A 14,651-nucleotide genomic window follows, 5' to 3' on the forward strand; every position below is an offset into this window, starting at 1 on the left:
TATACGGAAAAATGAGAAGTGACTTTCAACGGCACTATCCCAGGAACTGCTCGATCGGCCCCTTCTGATCGATCGTCAGCGCGACATCGAGAGCTCCGTAATGATTGATCGGATTCCCGTACGCATTCAGAATCGTCGTGTACCAGTTCCCGAGGGTCTTGTGGCCGCTTTGATTGTAACCGGGCAGTCGGATGTAACGCCGGGCAATATCGAGCCGCGCGTTGTTCCCCGCCAGCACGACAAACGGCCACTCCGTCCCCTTACTGTGGTGCGTTTCCCCGTTGTTCGGCAGATAAAACAGCACCGTGTTATCAAACATGTTCCCCTGTCCTTCCGGCACACTCTTCAGACGGCTCACCATCCGATCGATCAGCGTCATGTGCTGGTGACGCACCTTACCCCGGATATCGAGTGCTTCGACACCGCCGAACGATTTGCCGTGCCCCACATCATGCAGATTCACGTTCTCGCCTTCGATTCCCGGCAGACCGGTGTACGGGGTACCCAGTTCATCCGCTGTGAAGGCGACGACATTGGTCATCCCAGAGATCAACGTCGAAAGCAACACTTCCACCAGCCCATCTTGACGATCGACGGTCGTCAAGTTCTCGGACAGATACTTCACATCGAGTTGCGGAACATGTCGACGTATCACTTCGCCCATCGCCTCGACACGCGCGTTTTGCTGGCGGATATCATTGAGCGCGTTGGCATAGTTCCCGACTTTGCGCTGCTCGATCCCGCTGAGTTGCCTCGCCAGGGATGATTCGTCATTCGACAAGAACTGGAGTACTTGACGTTCGAGTTGGTACCGCGTCTGTGCGTCCTGGTCGGCCGAGACCGACTTGAACAACTCCTGCATCGCAATCTTCGGCGAGCCGAACGCATAGTTCGGTTGCTGGGGACCACGCGCTGAGAAACCTTTCTCAATGCCGTTGATGTTGCCCCGTGAATTGCCTCCTCCACTCGGGAAACACGCCAACTCGATGTGGTGAAACGGCGACGGACATAGATCCGCCAATTCGAAATCGACCGTCGCCCATCGAATCGTGCTCAAGCGTTCGTTCGCCTTGTACGCTCCCAGGCAGGAACACCAGGTATGATGCCCTGTCGTACACATCTTGCCCGAGAGGCCTTGCAGGATCGTCATGTTTTGCTTGTGACCGGCCAGCGGACTCATCCACTCCGGCAGTTCATGATCGTCTAAATCAGCCACAAAGGCAGACTTTCTTTTCTCCGCGTCAAGTTGCTCCCGCTCAAAGGTCGGCAGCATGAGTGAATCAGGCAGCAGCCCATTGCCTTTGTGCATGAAAATGAATCGCATCGGCGGCTTCGACGGCGAACTCACAGCCGACAGCGACTGCGACGCCAAACTCAACGCTCCAATACCGGCCAGGGAGTGCGATAGGAATTCTCGGCGAGTTGTCATGCTTGATTTCTGATTTCTGATTTCTGATTTCTGCGGTGATGATGATGGTCCGCGCTCGCTCAATTGATCACCACGGCAACGCCGCGTGCTGATCATCACGGATGAACCTCTGGTCAGCTAATAGTCTAATCGTCGAAGGAACCTGATTTGCCCTTGCGATACATGAATGAATCCGAAGTTAATAATGAAACGATGACCGCTCGAAAGCTTCCGCCGCTCTGCAAATACGCTTGATCGGCGTCAATCAACGTCAGTGAATCGGACAACATTTCGTTTCGCCCCATAAAGTAGCGAAATGCATGCCGAATGATCGACTGCCGGACGCGATCTGATTTTGCCAGTCGATCAATCAAATCAAAGGCATCCTGCACGTCACCATCGAGTGCAGGATCACCGGTTCCCGACAAGGTCCCGGACGCATCGACCGGTTTTGTCTTGTACACATGAACGACGGTCTCGCCGTCGCCTTCGCGGATGATGTTCTCCGAATGTTCGAGACTCTCCTCGGTCCGATACCGACCGAAGTCGTCGAAGATCTCAAAAGTCAGTCCCAACGGATTCATGTGCTGATGGCACTTCCAACACTCCTGTCGCGTGGTCACCGAATTGAGACGTTCGCGCAACGTCCGGTGCGGATCTTCCGGAATCTGAGCATCAACCGTAATCGGTACATCAGGTACGCGCCCCGCCAGCAGCTTTTCACGAATCCAGCGTCCACGACGGACCGGATCGGTCGCCGTGTTTTGAGAATGTGCGAGTAGCCACGCCGGATGCGTCAAAATCCCCTTGCGATGCGCGATCTGAAACGGCTGTTCGATCGGGTAGTCCCACGTCTCGATGTCGGCATATTCACCGCGTGAGTAAACCCCATTGTAATGCAGCGGCCCCGCGCCCGTGACGTGTGGCAAGTTGTAGATTTCCGAATGGCGGTATTTCTGTCCGCCGTGAAAGAACCACGGGTAAGTGATCGGCGTGAGCCCTTTGCCGAACGTATTCTCAAAAAAGCTCATGAACCGCTCGTAGTCACGGACATGCACCCGGCGACGGTCTTCCCGCAGGTCCTGAATTCGGAGAATCTGAAACAGCTCTTTGTGTTTTTCGAAGTTATCCAACAGCGCCTGCTCGGTATCATTTTTCCAATCCGTCTGCTTCAAACCTTCGTAAGCGCGCCGCCACTGCTCGACAAGCTTTCGCCCCTCGTCGTCACCTGTGCTGCGTAGCACGAAATACTGGTCGGTGGTCAGCAGGCGGGCAAAGACATCTTGGTCCTCTCTCAAAATCGCATCGACAATGAGATCCGCCTCCCCCGTCACAGAACCAGCGGTTCCGCTGTAGCCTCGATCCAGATTGTCGTAGAACCCGCCGCTGCGGGCCACATCCTTGAACAACTTCGTGCTGTTGGGATAGCCGAAGAATTCGCGAAAGAATCGGTTGATCTTGGGATGCGTTACGGAACTTCCGTGAATCACAATCCCCGACAACGTGGGATCCGCCGCCCCATAAAACGATCGCTGGTCGTTCAGCAGCCGGGTCACTTCGCGGTGATAGTCGTCTTTGGTCAACAACCGCCCGTCACGAGCCGCCTGAAAAAGTTGCTCATCCGGAATCCGATCATCAATCGCATATGCAATCGCATACGCAGCTTCACGCGGTGACAACTTGCGGCGACCAAAATCATCCGGCTTCCCCGCTCCAAATTCCAACCGATACAAGAACTCGGATTTCAGCAGGACGCTAATCAGCATTTGACGCAGCCCTTCGACGTTGCCCCCCAGATCCATCGCGGACTTCACCAACGGCAGATATTGATCCAACTCCGATTCCGTCGCATCTCGTTGCAGCACGCAATCAAATTGTGCTTCAATGGCTGCAACCATTTCCTCTTCACTCGGCAGCGACTCCTTCTGCACGACCGCAACAAATGATTCCGGTGAATAGGAGGGAACCCACTTGTCTTTCGGATTTGGGAACTGGAGCGTGCGTCGATCTTTTCCGTGATGCATCGCCGCAAAGATCTGCTTGTCGGCGATCCACTGGGCGTTATTGAGCATCACCAGCAAATGCCCCCCATCGAGCGTCGCCGTATCGTAGTATCGAACGCCTGAATGATCCGGCAACACGATCGGATTTGTCACGCCGTAAAACTTTGATTGCCGCGATCGTCCTTCCAGTTTAAAGATCGCATTGACACGCTCGTGAAAGATTTGCGGACTCACCAGCCAGCGTCGCGGCGATGTAAACGGCTTCTCTGTGATCGAACCATCGAACAACGTTTCATGATCGACATAATTCCCATACGCCGGCTCACGAAGCTTCTCATCCAGTTTGGACGCCTGCCGCGCCCGAAGCTCCTGCCGTAACCATCCGCTGAGCCGCTCACGTTGCGCAGCACTCGGCTGATCAGCATCCTCCGGCGGCATGAGATCAAAAAAGAGTTGATCCTGAACGCGATTGAGTAAGTCAATTTTTGCTCCCCGGTTCAACGTCGCAAACTGGTCAAACCGAACCCGCGCCTGTGCCGACTCTCCATGATGACAATCCACGCAAACCGATTCGATGATCGAATGAATCTCAATCGGCATTCTCAGCGCCGCGGATTCCTCCGCGTTCACCGTTAACGGCTCCATCCAAACGCCGATAGCTACAGCGGCAAACAGAACCGTCCACGACGAAGAATTCACATTAAAACGCAAACGAATCTCCCAGAAATCACGGCAGTACTGCGCGCCCCCCAGGGCGCGATGTCATCCGGAAGACGTTCCGAGCAAACTGACAGGACCTGCGAAATGAGCCTTCCACGCAAAACCAACGATCGCGTGCAGGACCATCCTCACGTTATAAACAGTCGCCCGTCTTCAGTCCACGATCAGATCGCGTGCAATTCGCGTACGTGCTCCAATGTCGATTAGAATGTGGCGACTGTCCCTCTCTGTCCCAACGGGATGCTCCCCCCACATCCTTAGCACGTAGATTTCACCGATGCCTGTGCCTCCAAAATCGATCGCATCTCTGGCGATTGTCGCGTTGTCGATCTTTGCCTCCTGGGGCAGGGCCCAGTCTGCCGAGTCGCCCCACATCGTCCTGATCCTGGTCGACGATATGGGGTATGGGGATCCCAGCTGCTTCAATCCCGACAGCAAGATCCCGACCCCGAACATCGATTCCTTGGCGGCCGAAGGCATGCGGTTTACCGATGCACACGCGTCGGGGCCGCTGTGTCACATGTCGCGATACGGGCTGATGACCGGTCGCTATCCGTTTCGAATCAATGTGGGGCGTTGGCCCAAACAGGCGTTGATCGAGCCCGACGAAGTCACCTTGCCGTCGCTGCTGCGGGACGTCGGTTATCGAACCGCGATGGTCGGCAAGTGGCACGTGGGGTTCGATGAGGACGGCTATGACAAACCCTTGCCCGGCGGTCCCGTCGATCGTGGATTCGATTCGTTCTTCGGCATCCGGGCGTCAACGGATATTCCACCGTACTTCTACATCCGAGACCGGATGGCGGTCGCGCCGCCGTCGGATTCGATCGAGGCGAATCAAAGCGACGGCTGGTCGCCGATCCAAGGCGCTTTTTGGCGGGCCGGCGGGATCGCACCGGGAATGGAACTGAAAGACGTCTTGCCAAAATTCACCGACGAAGCTTGCCAGGTGATCCAGTCGCACGCCGGCCGCGATCAACCGCTGATGTTGTACGTGGCTTATCCGGCGCCCCACACGCCGTGGTTGCCCGCCGATGAGTTTGCCGGCAAGTCCGGCGCGGGGATGTACGGTGATTTTGCGATGATGGTCGATGCGATGATCGGCAAGATTCTCAAGCAACTCGATGCGGCAAAGATGACCGACGACACGTTGGTGATCTTCACCAGCGACAACGGCCCGGTCTGGTACGAAACCGACGTCGAACGTTTCGGACACGACAGCTCGGGCGGACTGCGCGGCATGAAAGCCGATGCCTGGGAATGCGGCCACCGGATGCCGATGATCGCGCGTTGGCCGGGAACCGTTGCGGCCAATTCGGTCAGCGACAAAACAATCAGCTTCGTCGATTTCCTCGCCACCGCCGACGAACTGACCGGTGCAAAAGTCTTCCAAAACAAAGACAAGACGGATGTCGGACCGGACAGTTTCAGCTTTCTCGGCGAACTGACCGGAAAACCCTCCACAGCGCCCCAACGTCCATCCCTCGCACTCCAAAGCGGCAAAGGCCTGATGACGATTCGCCGTGGGGACTGGAAGTTCATCGACGGAGACGGATCGGGAGGGTTCAGCGATCGCGGCACCAAGGGCAATCCCAAGAATTCGAAAGGCCAACTTTACAATTTGGCCGAGGACCTCGGGGAAACGCACAACGTGGTTGACCAGCATCCGGAGCTGGTTGAATCGTTGCGTGAAGAGCTGGCGGCCATCAAGCAGACAGCGCGAAGCCGTGACTTGACGGCGAAGGGAGCGCGTTGATCACGAGCGACCGCCCATGCAGTCGGGCGACGCTGCCGTAAGATGATTGCTGTTCTCCAGACGCGCAACCAAATCGTCGGGTGCGAAGATGTACTCCGTTTTATCAACGCTACTGGGAATTGCCGCCGCGCTGTCCGCGATCGCGATCTTCGCGAATCAGTTCGTGTTGCGGGCCCAGCCGTTCTGGGCCAGTCTCGGATGGACCGTGTTGGGCGGAGGGACATTCTTTCTCTCGAGCGTATGGCTTGACCGTTTGGATGCCAAACGCAGCGGACGTACGCCGACCAAAATTCTCCCAACAGCAATGAGGGCTTTGCAATTCCTGCTGCTCGCCTACACGCTCCTGGCAATCGGGAGTTGGTTTGCGATTGTCTTCTTTGTCGGATTCCAGCTGCCTGCGGGTGATCAATGGGACGCGGCGGCAGCTCGGCTCGCCTTTTGCCTTGGCGTGTTCTTTTTTAGCATTTGCTGGTATTCGCTGACGGTGACGATCGCCTACCGGGTTTTCGAAAACCGTGTCGATGACGATTGGCTCCAGTCGCTCGGCAACAAACCTACCGCGCAGCAAGTTCAAAAGGACGTTGCCGCGGAGTTTCCGAATGGGTTGGTCGTCGCGATCGGTATCGCCTGCGTTGCGGTCTTGATGGACGTTCATCAGCTCGCCGTTCCCATCCTGGCGAAAAATGCGTTCGGACGTCGGGCACGGAAACTAAATCGGATGCTTCTTCTGGCACTGTCCTATCCGAATACGGTTGACCTGTTTGCGGCCTTTATCGGATTGACCTGCATCGTGACGCTGTTGTGTCGATTGCATCACCGATTGAGTTCGCCACCGGATGACAACGGGCGTCAATCAATGGAATGATCGGTCGACGTCTTAAAACGCAATGACCGCAGTTTCAATTGCCGATGCAATACAGATATTTGTCGCTGCGCAAATAAAGCTTGCCATCGGCGACGATCGGGCTGGCGTTGAAGGTGCTGCGATCATCGAGCCGGTTGTGGGCGAGTTGCTCAAACTCGGGCTTGGCGGCCAAGACGTAGGTGCCGCCGTTGCGGGTGACGACGTACAGCTTGCCATCGCCGACCAGGGCGGACGCGTAAGGCTGCCCTCGAAATCGTTCGGCGTAGATCACTTCGCCATCGGCAAGTCGCACGCAGTAAGCGATCGTGTTGCGGTCGCTGACCCAATACAGGTGCCCGTCGTGAATCACCGGCGAAACGACATTCGCGCCCGCCTTGGCTTCCCACAATCGATGCGTGTCCGTGACGTCACCGCGGCCACCGGCGCGCACCGCGATGGCACGCGACGTTCGCCCGCCAATGACGTAAACGACGCCGTCTTGCGAGACAATGCTCGGGCAAACGTAGTCTTGGATCCCGTCGCAGTTCCACAACGGTGCGCCGGTCGCCGGGTCAAACGCCAAGATTTTGTCTTTGACGCTGACCGCCAGTTCCTGCTTGCCGCCACCGACGTCGACCAGGTGCGGAGTATTCCAGGAAGCCTTCATCCCGTCGGCACGCCAAACCTCCTGGCCGTCGTTCTTGTTGATCGCCACCAGCGAACCGCTTTCGACACTCGCGTTGACGATCACCAGATTTTTGTACAAGACCGGCGAGGTGCCACAGCCCCAACCGTGCGTCTGGTCGCCCACGTCGGCCTGCCAGAGTTGATTTCCATCCAAGTCGAATTTCAACACACCGGTCTTGCCGAAGAAGACATACAAGAACTCGCCGTCGGTTGCCGGGGTTGCTGCCGCGTAGCCGTGGTCTCGCACGCGCTCCGATTCGGGCAGCTTGGGCTGGACGTGTTGATCCCAGACGATCGTTCCGTCGCTCGTCAGACAGACGACGTGCAGCGTCAGGTCTTCCATCCGTTCGGAATTTTCGCGGTCGATGCCGTAACCGCTGTAACAGGTCAGGTACAGGCGATCCCCGAGCGCGATCGGACTCGAGGCACCATATCCGGGTAGCTCCGTTTTCCAGGCGACGTTCTCCGATTCGCTCCAGACCAGCGGCAGATTGGTTTCACTCGTCACGCCCTGGCCACCGGGGCCGCGAAATTGGGGCCAATCGGCGGCATCTAAATTCGAAACCATCATGGCTGTAGAAAGCAACATCACCGAAACCGGGACAACTCGCATGGCATTTCTCGCGGTGGGGGAGGCAAACGGGGCAAAACGCACTCAACGGCACTTCAACTCAGCGACGCATTATAGAATGCCCCGGGTGCTCGGTGCGCCGGGGCGGGGGAACGGTGTCGAGGGGAGGTGTGGCAGAATGATTCGGGGCAGAATGATGACCTTGATCGATCGACGGACCACTACGGCAACGCGATCCGTTGGAGCGCACCGTCGCTGCCGCCGACGACGGCGTTTCCGCCGGACGGATCGACGGCGATCGTGTAGGCCCGACCCTCGATCGCCGGGATGCCGTCGGAAACCTCGACGGTTTCCGGGTTGACCAAATAGACCCGCCCATCGTTGCAGCAAGCGGCGATCCGTGAACCATCACGCACCCACCGGATCTGGCGAGGCTGGGACGGCAGTCTGGCAAACCGCACCATGCGTCCGATCGTCGGCTGCCAAAACCGTACCGTTTGATCGTCGCTGGCCGAAGCGATCATCGGCAGGCCTTCACGCGGGGGACGCACCGCGACGCTGCCGACCGGTTGGAGATGGATCGCCATGCTGCGAATCAGCGTTCCGGTTTCGATCTCCCAAACGCGAAGACTCTGGTCGCCGCCGGCACTGACCAGCAGCCGCGGGTCATGCAGATGACCGATCGCCCAAACCCCACGGGAGTGCCCTTTCAGCGTCACCGATTTCTCGCCCGTCGAGGTGTCCCATAGCAAGATCTGGTGGTCCAGGCTGGCCGAGACCAAGGTGGTTTCGTCCAACCAGTCGACGGCCATCACCGAATCAAAATGCCCATTCAGGACACGCAGCGATTTGCCATCAGGCCAGGACAGGATTTCGACGGTGCCGTCTTCCGCGGGCGTCCCACCGGCGACGGCCAGCCGATCGCCGCCGGGGGCAAACGCCAGCTCGTGAAGATTCGGAGACGACGTTTGAATCGTTGTCAGCGGCTTGAGATCCGGCCAGCCGTACACCGTGACTCCGGCTTGAGAACACGCGACCACCGACGATCCATCGGGAGCAAACACGACGGAGGTGATCGGGGGGGCGGCGCCGCAATCAACGGCGACCGAGATCGTCATCAGAACAAAAACAGAGCTAACAAGTTTCAGCATGACATTGATCAAGTGGGGTAAGCTTCCAGCTTGCCATCCGCGTTGGACCGGCAAACCGGAAGCTTACCCGTGGCTTTGGATTGGCAAACCGGAAGCTTACCCCACTTTGGGCTCCGTTACAGTTTGATACTGAACGCTTTTGTTTTAGCGTGGCAATGGACGTGGGTGTCACTCACAATGCGCTCGCACAATGCGCTCGCCTGGTCCCCGCATTTCACCTTGCTTTTTGCCGTTGAGTGGTCTTCTATGACAAAATCTCTGTTCGATCGACCATCGTTGACGGTCGTTTTACTGATCGGGGTGTGGTGCATTTTCGACACCACCAGTGACGCCGACGAAAATTGGAGTCGGTTTCGCGGACCGGATGCGACCGGCGTGGTGGCCGACGACCCGCGTTTGCCGACCCAGTGGGATCTAACCAAAAACGTCGCCTGGTCGATCAAGGTTCCCGGTCAGGGCTGGGGCAGTCCGATCGTTGTCGGCAAACGCGTCTTCGTGTCATCGGTCGTCGCCGATGAAGAGAACATCCAGCCCCAAAAAGGACTGTATCTCGGCAAAGGTGTTCGTGATCCGGCCAAGGGGATTCACCACTGGATGGTTTACTGTTTCGATTTGAACAGCGGAAAAGAACTCTGGCAACATGAAGCAAAGACAGGGCGCCCGGTCGTACCGCGTCACCCCAAAAGCTCGTACGCCGCCGAAACACCGACCACCGACGGCCAGCGTCTGTACGTGTTATTTGGTGACGTCGGATTGTATTGCTACAGCCTGGATGGCGAACCGCTTTGGTCGCGCGAAATTGAACCGCGAAAAACCAATTTGGATTATGGTGCCGCCGCGTCACCGGTGGTTCATGACGGCCAGGTGATCGTCGTGTACGACAACTTGGAATCATCATGGATCGCGGCCTTTGATGCGAAGACGGGCGCAGAGAAATGGCGAACCCCGCGTGACGAAACCCATTCCTGGGCCACACCGTTGGTCTGGGAACATGATCAACGCACCGAAATCGTCGTGACGGGGCGAAAGAAGAATCGCAGCTACTCGCTCGGCGGCGACCTGTTGTGGGAATTCGATGGCGACATGTCGGTGTTGGTGATTCCGTCGCCGTTTGCAGCACACGGCTATTGTTACCTCGCCTCGGGATACGTCGGTGATTCGCACCGTCCGACGTTTGCGATTCGTCCGGGTGCCAGCGGTGACATCACACCCGACGGCGACTTCAGCGACAGCGAGTTCATTCAGTGGTACCAGCCCACCGCGTCGCCGTACAACACGTCCCAAATCGTCTACGGCGATTACCTGTATACCGTTTACGATCAAGGCTTCATGACCTGTCACGACGCCAAGACCGGCGAGGAGGTCTATGGCAAACGCCGGTTCTCGCCGTCGGGTTCGTTCACCGCATCGCCTTGGGCGTATGACGGCAAAGTCTTTTGCCTCAGCGAAGACGGATTGACCTACGTGGTGCAAGCGGGCCGCGACTTCGAAATCCTGCACACCAATCCGCTCGACGAACTTTGCATCGCGACCCCGAGCGTTGCCGACGGGCGATTGCTGATTCGCACGTTGACGAAGCTGGTTTGCATCACCAACGACGAATAGCCGAAGCCCCCGAAGCAACGCGTCTGAAATCTTCGCCGCGTAGGGCATGCTGTGCATGCCAACGGGCCGTCAGGCACAGTCCGCCGATGCTCGATGACAGGCTGGAAGCCTATCCCACTCGAAAGATCCGAAGCGTCACCTGTTTACAAATCGATACGCGCCAGACGCCAGGGTCCGTTGAGCCCCTGAGCATGGACAGTCCAGTCTCAACCGACCGCGATTCGCAAACTGAAGTTTCAAGATGTCGACCACACCCGCTCCGTCGATTCCCCGACGACATGATCTCGACGCGCTCCGGGCGATCGCGATGTTGCTGGGCATTGCCCTGCCATCCTACTGGCTGTATTTGACCCACATCCCGCTTATCATTTATGCGCAGTACTGGGTTCGTGATTACCCGCTGCCGCCGTTTTTAAAATTTCTGATCGTTTGCGTGGTCACGAGCGTCTTACTCCTACTCAGCTATCAGCTATTGATCCGCTACACGCCGATCGGAACCCTGCTCAACGGCAAGCGGAATCGCCCGAAAGCCGCGTCAGCGGCAACGGATTCAGGCGCAACGGATTCTGAATCATCCACAACCGTCGGGCGTCCCCAGCCCGCCGAAGGAAGTGTCGCATGAGTGACAAACCGCATCATTTGCTGCTCGTCGAAGACGATACCGAGTTGTCCGGCATGATGAAGGATTTCTTGACCGGCAAGGGATACCAGGTCTCGGTGGAGGCCGACGGCTTGGCGGCGATCAGACGCATTGCATCCGAAGCCTACGATGCGGTCATCTTGGACATCGGTCTTCCGGGGACGGACGGATTCAGTGTTTGCAAGAGTGTCCGACCACATTTCAAGGGCCCGATCATCGTGCTCACGGCGCGGGGGGAGGAACTGGATGAAGTCGTCGCGTTGGAAGCCGGGGCGGATGACTTCATGAGCAAACCCGTGCGCCCCAATGCCCTGCTCGCACGCCTAAAGATCCACCTTCGTCGATTCGACTTGCAGCCTGCCGATTCGAGCGTCAAACCGGCGGACATCGTCGTCGGTGACCTGAGCATCAGTCTGGGCAGCCGCAGCGTCGTCGTTGGCGATCAACCGATCGAGTTGACGACCGCCGAATTCGACCTGATCGAATACCTGGCCCGTCGCGCCGGCAGCGTGGTTTCACGCAAGGAACTGTACGTCGATTTGCTGGAAATCCCCTATGATGGCATGGACCGGTCGCTCGACCTGCGCGTCTCACGACTGCGGCGCAAGCTGGGCGACGATCCCCACAAGCCGACCCGCATCAAATCGGTTCGCGGTGTCGGGTATCTTTTTGCCAAATGATGTGACGACATGACGCGACTGTTCCTGCGATTCTACCTAGGCGTCATCGGCATCCTGATCGCGGCCTGGTTGATTCAGACCTCTGTGTTTCGCAAGAGCTCGATCCAGGAGAACATCCATGTCATCGAAGACATCTTTGCCAGCAGCGGGCGACTGGCTCGTGATCGGATCGTTGACGGGGGCGAAGAAGGGTTTTCCGAAACGATGCAGTACCTGGACGATCAATTCGATTATCCGATCCGTGTGCTGCATCGAGACAAACGTCCGATGGATGAAGCGTCGACCGCACGGTTGGACCGCGGTGAAAGCATCTTGTATTACGATCGACTGGAGACGGCCATTGCCGACACTCCCTTTCTGGTTGAACTGGGACCGCTGCCCCGATTTGACGAACCGAGCCAGACGGAGCTGTCGTTTGCGTTGGGCGGCGTGTTCTTGTTGACCGCGATCGGCATCGCGATCTTGCTGCACCCGGTCAGCAAGCAGCTGCGTGGCGTCGAAAAAGCGGCACTGGCCATCGCCGGCGGTGACTTGGGTGCGCGAATTGACTATGGAAAATTTCGACACAGCGGGCCGCTTGCCGAAGCGTTCAACACCATGGCCGATCGCGTCGAAAATCTGCTGCGGTCCCAACGCGAATTACTGCAGACGGTTTCGCACGAACTGCGCACCCCGTTGGCTCGAATCAAATTCGCCACCGAGCTGATCGAGACGGCCGAAGACGACGAGCAACGCAAACAACGCCTGACCTCGATCGAGTCGGCCACCGATCAGTTGGATGCGCTCGTCGGCGAACTGCTGACCTATGTGCGACTGGACGCGCAGGCTTCAGAATCGGATTGCGGCGCCAAGAACATGGAAACCGTTGACGTCCGCGAACTGGTGACGGAGCTGATCGAATTGCACGGACCGCTGTACGGCGACGTCGAATTCCACAACGGGGTTTCGCCCGCCGGCAGTGAAGATGCCGGCAGTGAAGGGAACAGCGCCGAATTGACCGGCAACCGCGCCGCCATCTCGCGGGCGATCGGCAACCTGATCAGCAACGCCGGCAGACACGCGGCATCGAAAGTCGTCGTCTCGGCGGCCGAATCCGACCACGAACTTTGCATCCGGATCGACGATGACGGAGCCGGCATCGCCCCCGAGGACCGTGAGACGGTGTTTGAACCCTTTCAGCGGCTCACCAAAGGAACCGATTCGAAAGGGGACCAGACCGGCACAGGGCTCGGCTTGGCATTGGTCAAACGCATCGCCGAGCGGCAGGGAGGCCGGGTCAGCGTGACTGAAAGTGAATTGGGAGGAGCCCGATTTTCGCTGACGCTCCCCAGCAACGCGGACGTCAAAGCGATTTGATGACCACCGCCGTCATGTCGTCTTTGATCGGATGGGGATGGCAATACAAGGTCACCGAGGAGATCAATTCGGCAACGATTTCCGAGGCCGGCTTGCTGCGGTTGCGATGAACGACATCGGCGGCGCGCTCTTTCCCGAACGGAACGTGATCGTCTCCGCGGGCTTCCCAAATGCCGTCGGTCATCAGCAACACGATGCGTCCGTCCGAAAGCTCGACCGATCCGTCCACCTGGTAGGTGTAGTCCGGATCGACCCCGGTCGGAATTCCTCGCGTGCTCAACTCAACGACTTCGCCATCGGAATCGATCAAGAACCCCAAATGCCCGGCACCGACGTAGGTCAATCGCATTGCATTGGAATCGAGTCTGGCAAAGAACAGCGTGACGAAGAGTGACTGGAACGTGTCTTCGCAAATTCCACGATTGGCAATTGTGACCAGTTGGCCCACGTTTTCATAAAGTTCGGCGGTCGATCTCAACAATCGACGCGTTCCAACGGTGATCATGGCCGGTCCAATTCCGTGCCCGCAAACGTCTGCCAAAACGATGTCCCATTTGCCGTCCCCGTGGTCGATGAAATCAAAGAAATCTCCCGACGTCGAATCGATCGCGACACAACGGCCCGCGACGTCGAACCCGGGAATCTTCGGTGAATCATTGGGCAACAAATACTCTTGAATCTGTTTGGCAAACTGCAGTTCACGATCCACCGCCCGTTGACGGTGTTCGACCATACGCCGCTTGTTTCGCTCAATCGCGTAGAGCAGCGATCGGACCAAGACCTGTCCGTCCAGATGGGATTTACCGACATAGTCCTGGGCGCCCAACCGCATCGCCTTGATCCCCAGCGACTCATCATGTTCGCCGGTCAAAATGATGATCGGCTGACTGGGAAACGGATCGTGAATCTGACAAAACGTCTCCAAACCCGATGAATCCGACAGGTTCAGATCCAAGATCACCGCATCGGGCAAGGCCCCTTGAGACAACCGCTGGAGCGTCTCTGCCAAGGTCGCAACGTGCGTGACGGTAAAACGCCCGTCACGTTCCAATCGTTCTCGCACGACCATCGCATCGACGACAGAATCTTCGACGACCAGAATCAGATATCGGCCCCCGCCCGCTGCACCCGATTCGCTTGGTAGAGTTCCCATCATCCAGAGACACGTTGATCGATCGACAGAAATGCGCCCCCGAGCGGCGTGATGAAACCACGCTCCGTCATCGCGAT

General features: G+C 57.6%; 11 protein-coding genes. 6 read left to right on the forward strand and 5 right to left on the reverse strand.

What is annotated here, in order from left to right; all coding sequences use genetic code 11:
* Positions 1–34 precede the first annotated feature (34 nt).
* Both NZK35_RS28765 and NZK35_RS28770 read right to left on the reverse strand, forming a co-directional pair.
* Positions 35–1,429 carry a DUF1552 domain-containing protein gene (locus NZK35_RS28765; protein WP_259635976.1) on the reverse strand — a complete coding sequence of 465 codons (1,395 nt, stop codon included), beginning with the start codon at positions 1,427–1,429 and terminating at the stop codon, positions 35–37.
* A 125-nt stretch (positions 1,430–1,554) separates the two neighbouring features.
* Positions 1,555–4,011 (reverse strand): DUF1588 domain-containing protein, encoded by a 2,457-nt coding sequence (locus tag NZK35_RS28770; protein ID WP_259635977.1) that lies wholly within the window; start codon positions 4,009–4,011, stop codon positions 1,555–1,557.
* 397 nt (positions 4,012–4,408) lie between these two features.
* Between NZK35_RS28770 and NZK35_RS28775 the strand changes: the two genes are divergently transcribed.
* Together NZK35_RS28775 and NZK35_RS28780 are read left to right on the forward strand one after the other, a co-directional pair.
* Positions 4,409–5,887 (forward strand): sulfatase family protein, encoded by a 1,479-nt coding sequence (locus NZK35_RS28775; protein ID WP_259635978.1) that lies wholly within the window; start codon positions 4,409–4,411, stop codon positions 5,885–5,887.
* Between the two features lie 88 nt (positions 5,888–5,975).
* On the forward strand, positions 5,976–6,752 hold the full coding sequence (locus NZK35_RS28780) for a hypothetical protein (protein WP_259635979.1): 777 nt from the start codon (positions 5,976–5,978) through the stop codon (positions 6,750–6,752).
* Between the two features lie 34 nt (positions 6,753–6,786).
* Here the strand turns inward: NZK35_RS28780 and NZK35_RS28785 are convergent, their stop codons facing one another.
* The gene (locus tag NZK35_RS28785; protein ID WP_259635980.1) at positions 6,787–8,031 is read right to left on the reverse strand and encodes an outer membrane protein assembly factor BamB family protein; all 1,245 of its coding nucleotides are present in this window, start codon (positions 8,029–8,031) and stop codon (positions 6,787–6,789) included.
* Between the two features lie 179 nt (positions 8,032–8,210).
* Positions 8,211–9,140, reverse strand: coding sequence for a WD40 repeat domain-containing protein (locus NZK35_RS28790; protein ID WP_259635981.1), 930 nt, complete (start codon positions 9,138–9,140; stop codon positions 8,211–8,213).
* 246 nt (positions 9,141–9,386) lie between these two features.
* Between NZK35_RS28790 and NZK35_RS28795 the strand changes: the two genes are divergently transcribed.
* The 4 genes from NZK35_RS28795 (at position 9,387) to NZK35_RS28810 (ending at position 13,421) form a co-directional block, all read left to right on the forward strand.
* Positions 9,387–10,745: a PQQ-like beta-propeller repeat protein gene (locus NZK35_RS28795; RefSeq protein ID WP_259635982.1), complete on the forward strand. Its 1,359-nt coding sequence runs from the start codon at positions 9,387–9,389 to the stop codon at positions 10,743–10,745.
* A 241-nt stretch (positions 10,746–10,986) separates the two neighbouring features.
* The gene (locus NZK35_RS28800) at positions 10,987–11,367 is read left to right on the forward strand and encodes a hypothetical protein (protein ID WP_259635983.1); all 381 of its coding nucleotides are present in this window, start codon (positions 10,987–10,989) and stop codon (positions 11,365–11,367) included.
* On the forward strand, positions 11,364–12,065 hold the full coding sequence (locus NZK35_RS28805; RefSeq protein WP_259635984.1) for a response regulator transcription factor: 702 nt from the start codon (positions 11,364–11,366) through the stop codon (positions 12,063–12,065). The genes NZK35_RS28800 and NZK35_RS28805 overlap by 4 nt, the downstream gene beginning before the upstream one ends.
* 9 nt (positions 12,066–12,074) lie before the next feature.
* Positions 12,075–13,421, forward strand: coding sequence for an ATP-binding protein (locus tag NZK35_RS28810; RefSeq protein WP_259635985.1), 1,347 nt, complete (start codon positions 12,075–12,077; stop codon positions 13,419–13,421).
* Here the strand turns inward: NZK35_RS28810 and NZK35_RS28815 are convergent.
* A complete protein-coding gene (locus NZK35_RS28815; protein WP_259635986.1) occupies positions 13,408–14,577 on the reverse strand; it encodes a PP2C family protein-serine/threonine phosphatase in 1,170 nt (389 codons plus the stop codon). The genes NZK35_RS28810 and NZK35_RS28815 overlap by 14 nt on opposite strands.
* Between the last annotated feature and the right edge of the window lie 74 nt (positions 14,578–14,651).

Source organism: Stieleria sedimenti (genome assembly GCF_025060895.1).
Classification (GTDB): domain Bacteria; phylum Planctomycetota; class Planctomycetia; order Pirellulales; family Pirellulaceae; genus Stieleria; species Stieleria sedimenti.

What these genes read in the sequence shown, in the direction of transcription:
- NZK35_RS28770 (WP_259635977.1), bottom strand. Translation starts at nt 4,011, where the DNA reads ATGCCGATTGAGATTCATTCGATCATCGAATCGGTTTGCGTGGATTGT.
- NZK35_RS28775 (WP_259635978.1), top strand. Translation starts at nt 4,409, where the DNA reads ATGCCTGTGCCTCCAAAATCGATCGCATCTCTGGCGATTGTCGCGTTG.
- NZK35_RS28765 (WP_259635976.1), bottom strand. Translation starts at nt 1,429, where the DNA reads ATGACAACTCGCCGAGAATTCCTATCGCACTCCCTGGCCGGTATTGGA.
- NZK35_RS28815 (WP_259635986.1), bottom strand. Translation starts at nt 14,577, where the DNA reads ATGATGGGAACTCTACCAAGCGAATCGGGTGCAGCGGGCGGGGGCCGA.
- NZK35_RS28810 (WP_259635985.1), top strand. Translation starts at nt 12,075, where the DNA reads ATGACGCGACTGTTCCTGCGATTCTACCTAGGCGTCATCGGCATCCTG.
- NZK35_RS28780 (WP_259635979.1), top strand. Translation starts at nt 5,976, where the DNA reads ATGTACTCCGTTTTATCAACGCTACTGGGAATTGCCGCCGCGCTGTCC.
- NZK35_RS28795 (WP_259635982.1), top strand. Translation starts at nt 9,387, where the DNA reads ATGACAAAATCTCTGTTCGATCGACCATCGTTGACGGTCGTTTTACTG.
- NZK35_RS28800 (WP_259635983.1), top strand. Translation starts at nt 10,987, where the DNA reads ATGTCGACCACACCCGCTCCGTCGATTCCCCGACGACATGATCTCGAC.
- NZK35_RS28805 (WP_259635984.1), top strand. Translation starts at nt 11,364, where the DNA reads ATGAGTGACAAACCGCATCATTTGCTGCTCGTCGAAGACGATACCGAG.
- NZK35_RS28785 (WP_259635980.1), bottom strand. Translation starts at nt 8,031, where the DNA reads ATGCGAGTTGTCCCGGTTTCGGTGATGTTGCTTTCTACAGCCATGATG.
- NZK35_RS28790 (WP_259635981.1), bottom strand. Translation starts at nt 9,140, where the DNA reads ATGCTGAAACTTGTTAGCTCTGTTTTTGTTCTGATGACGATCTCGGTC.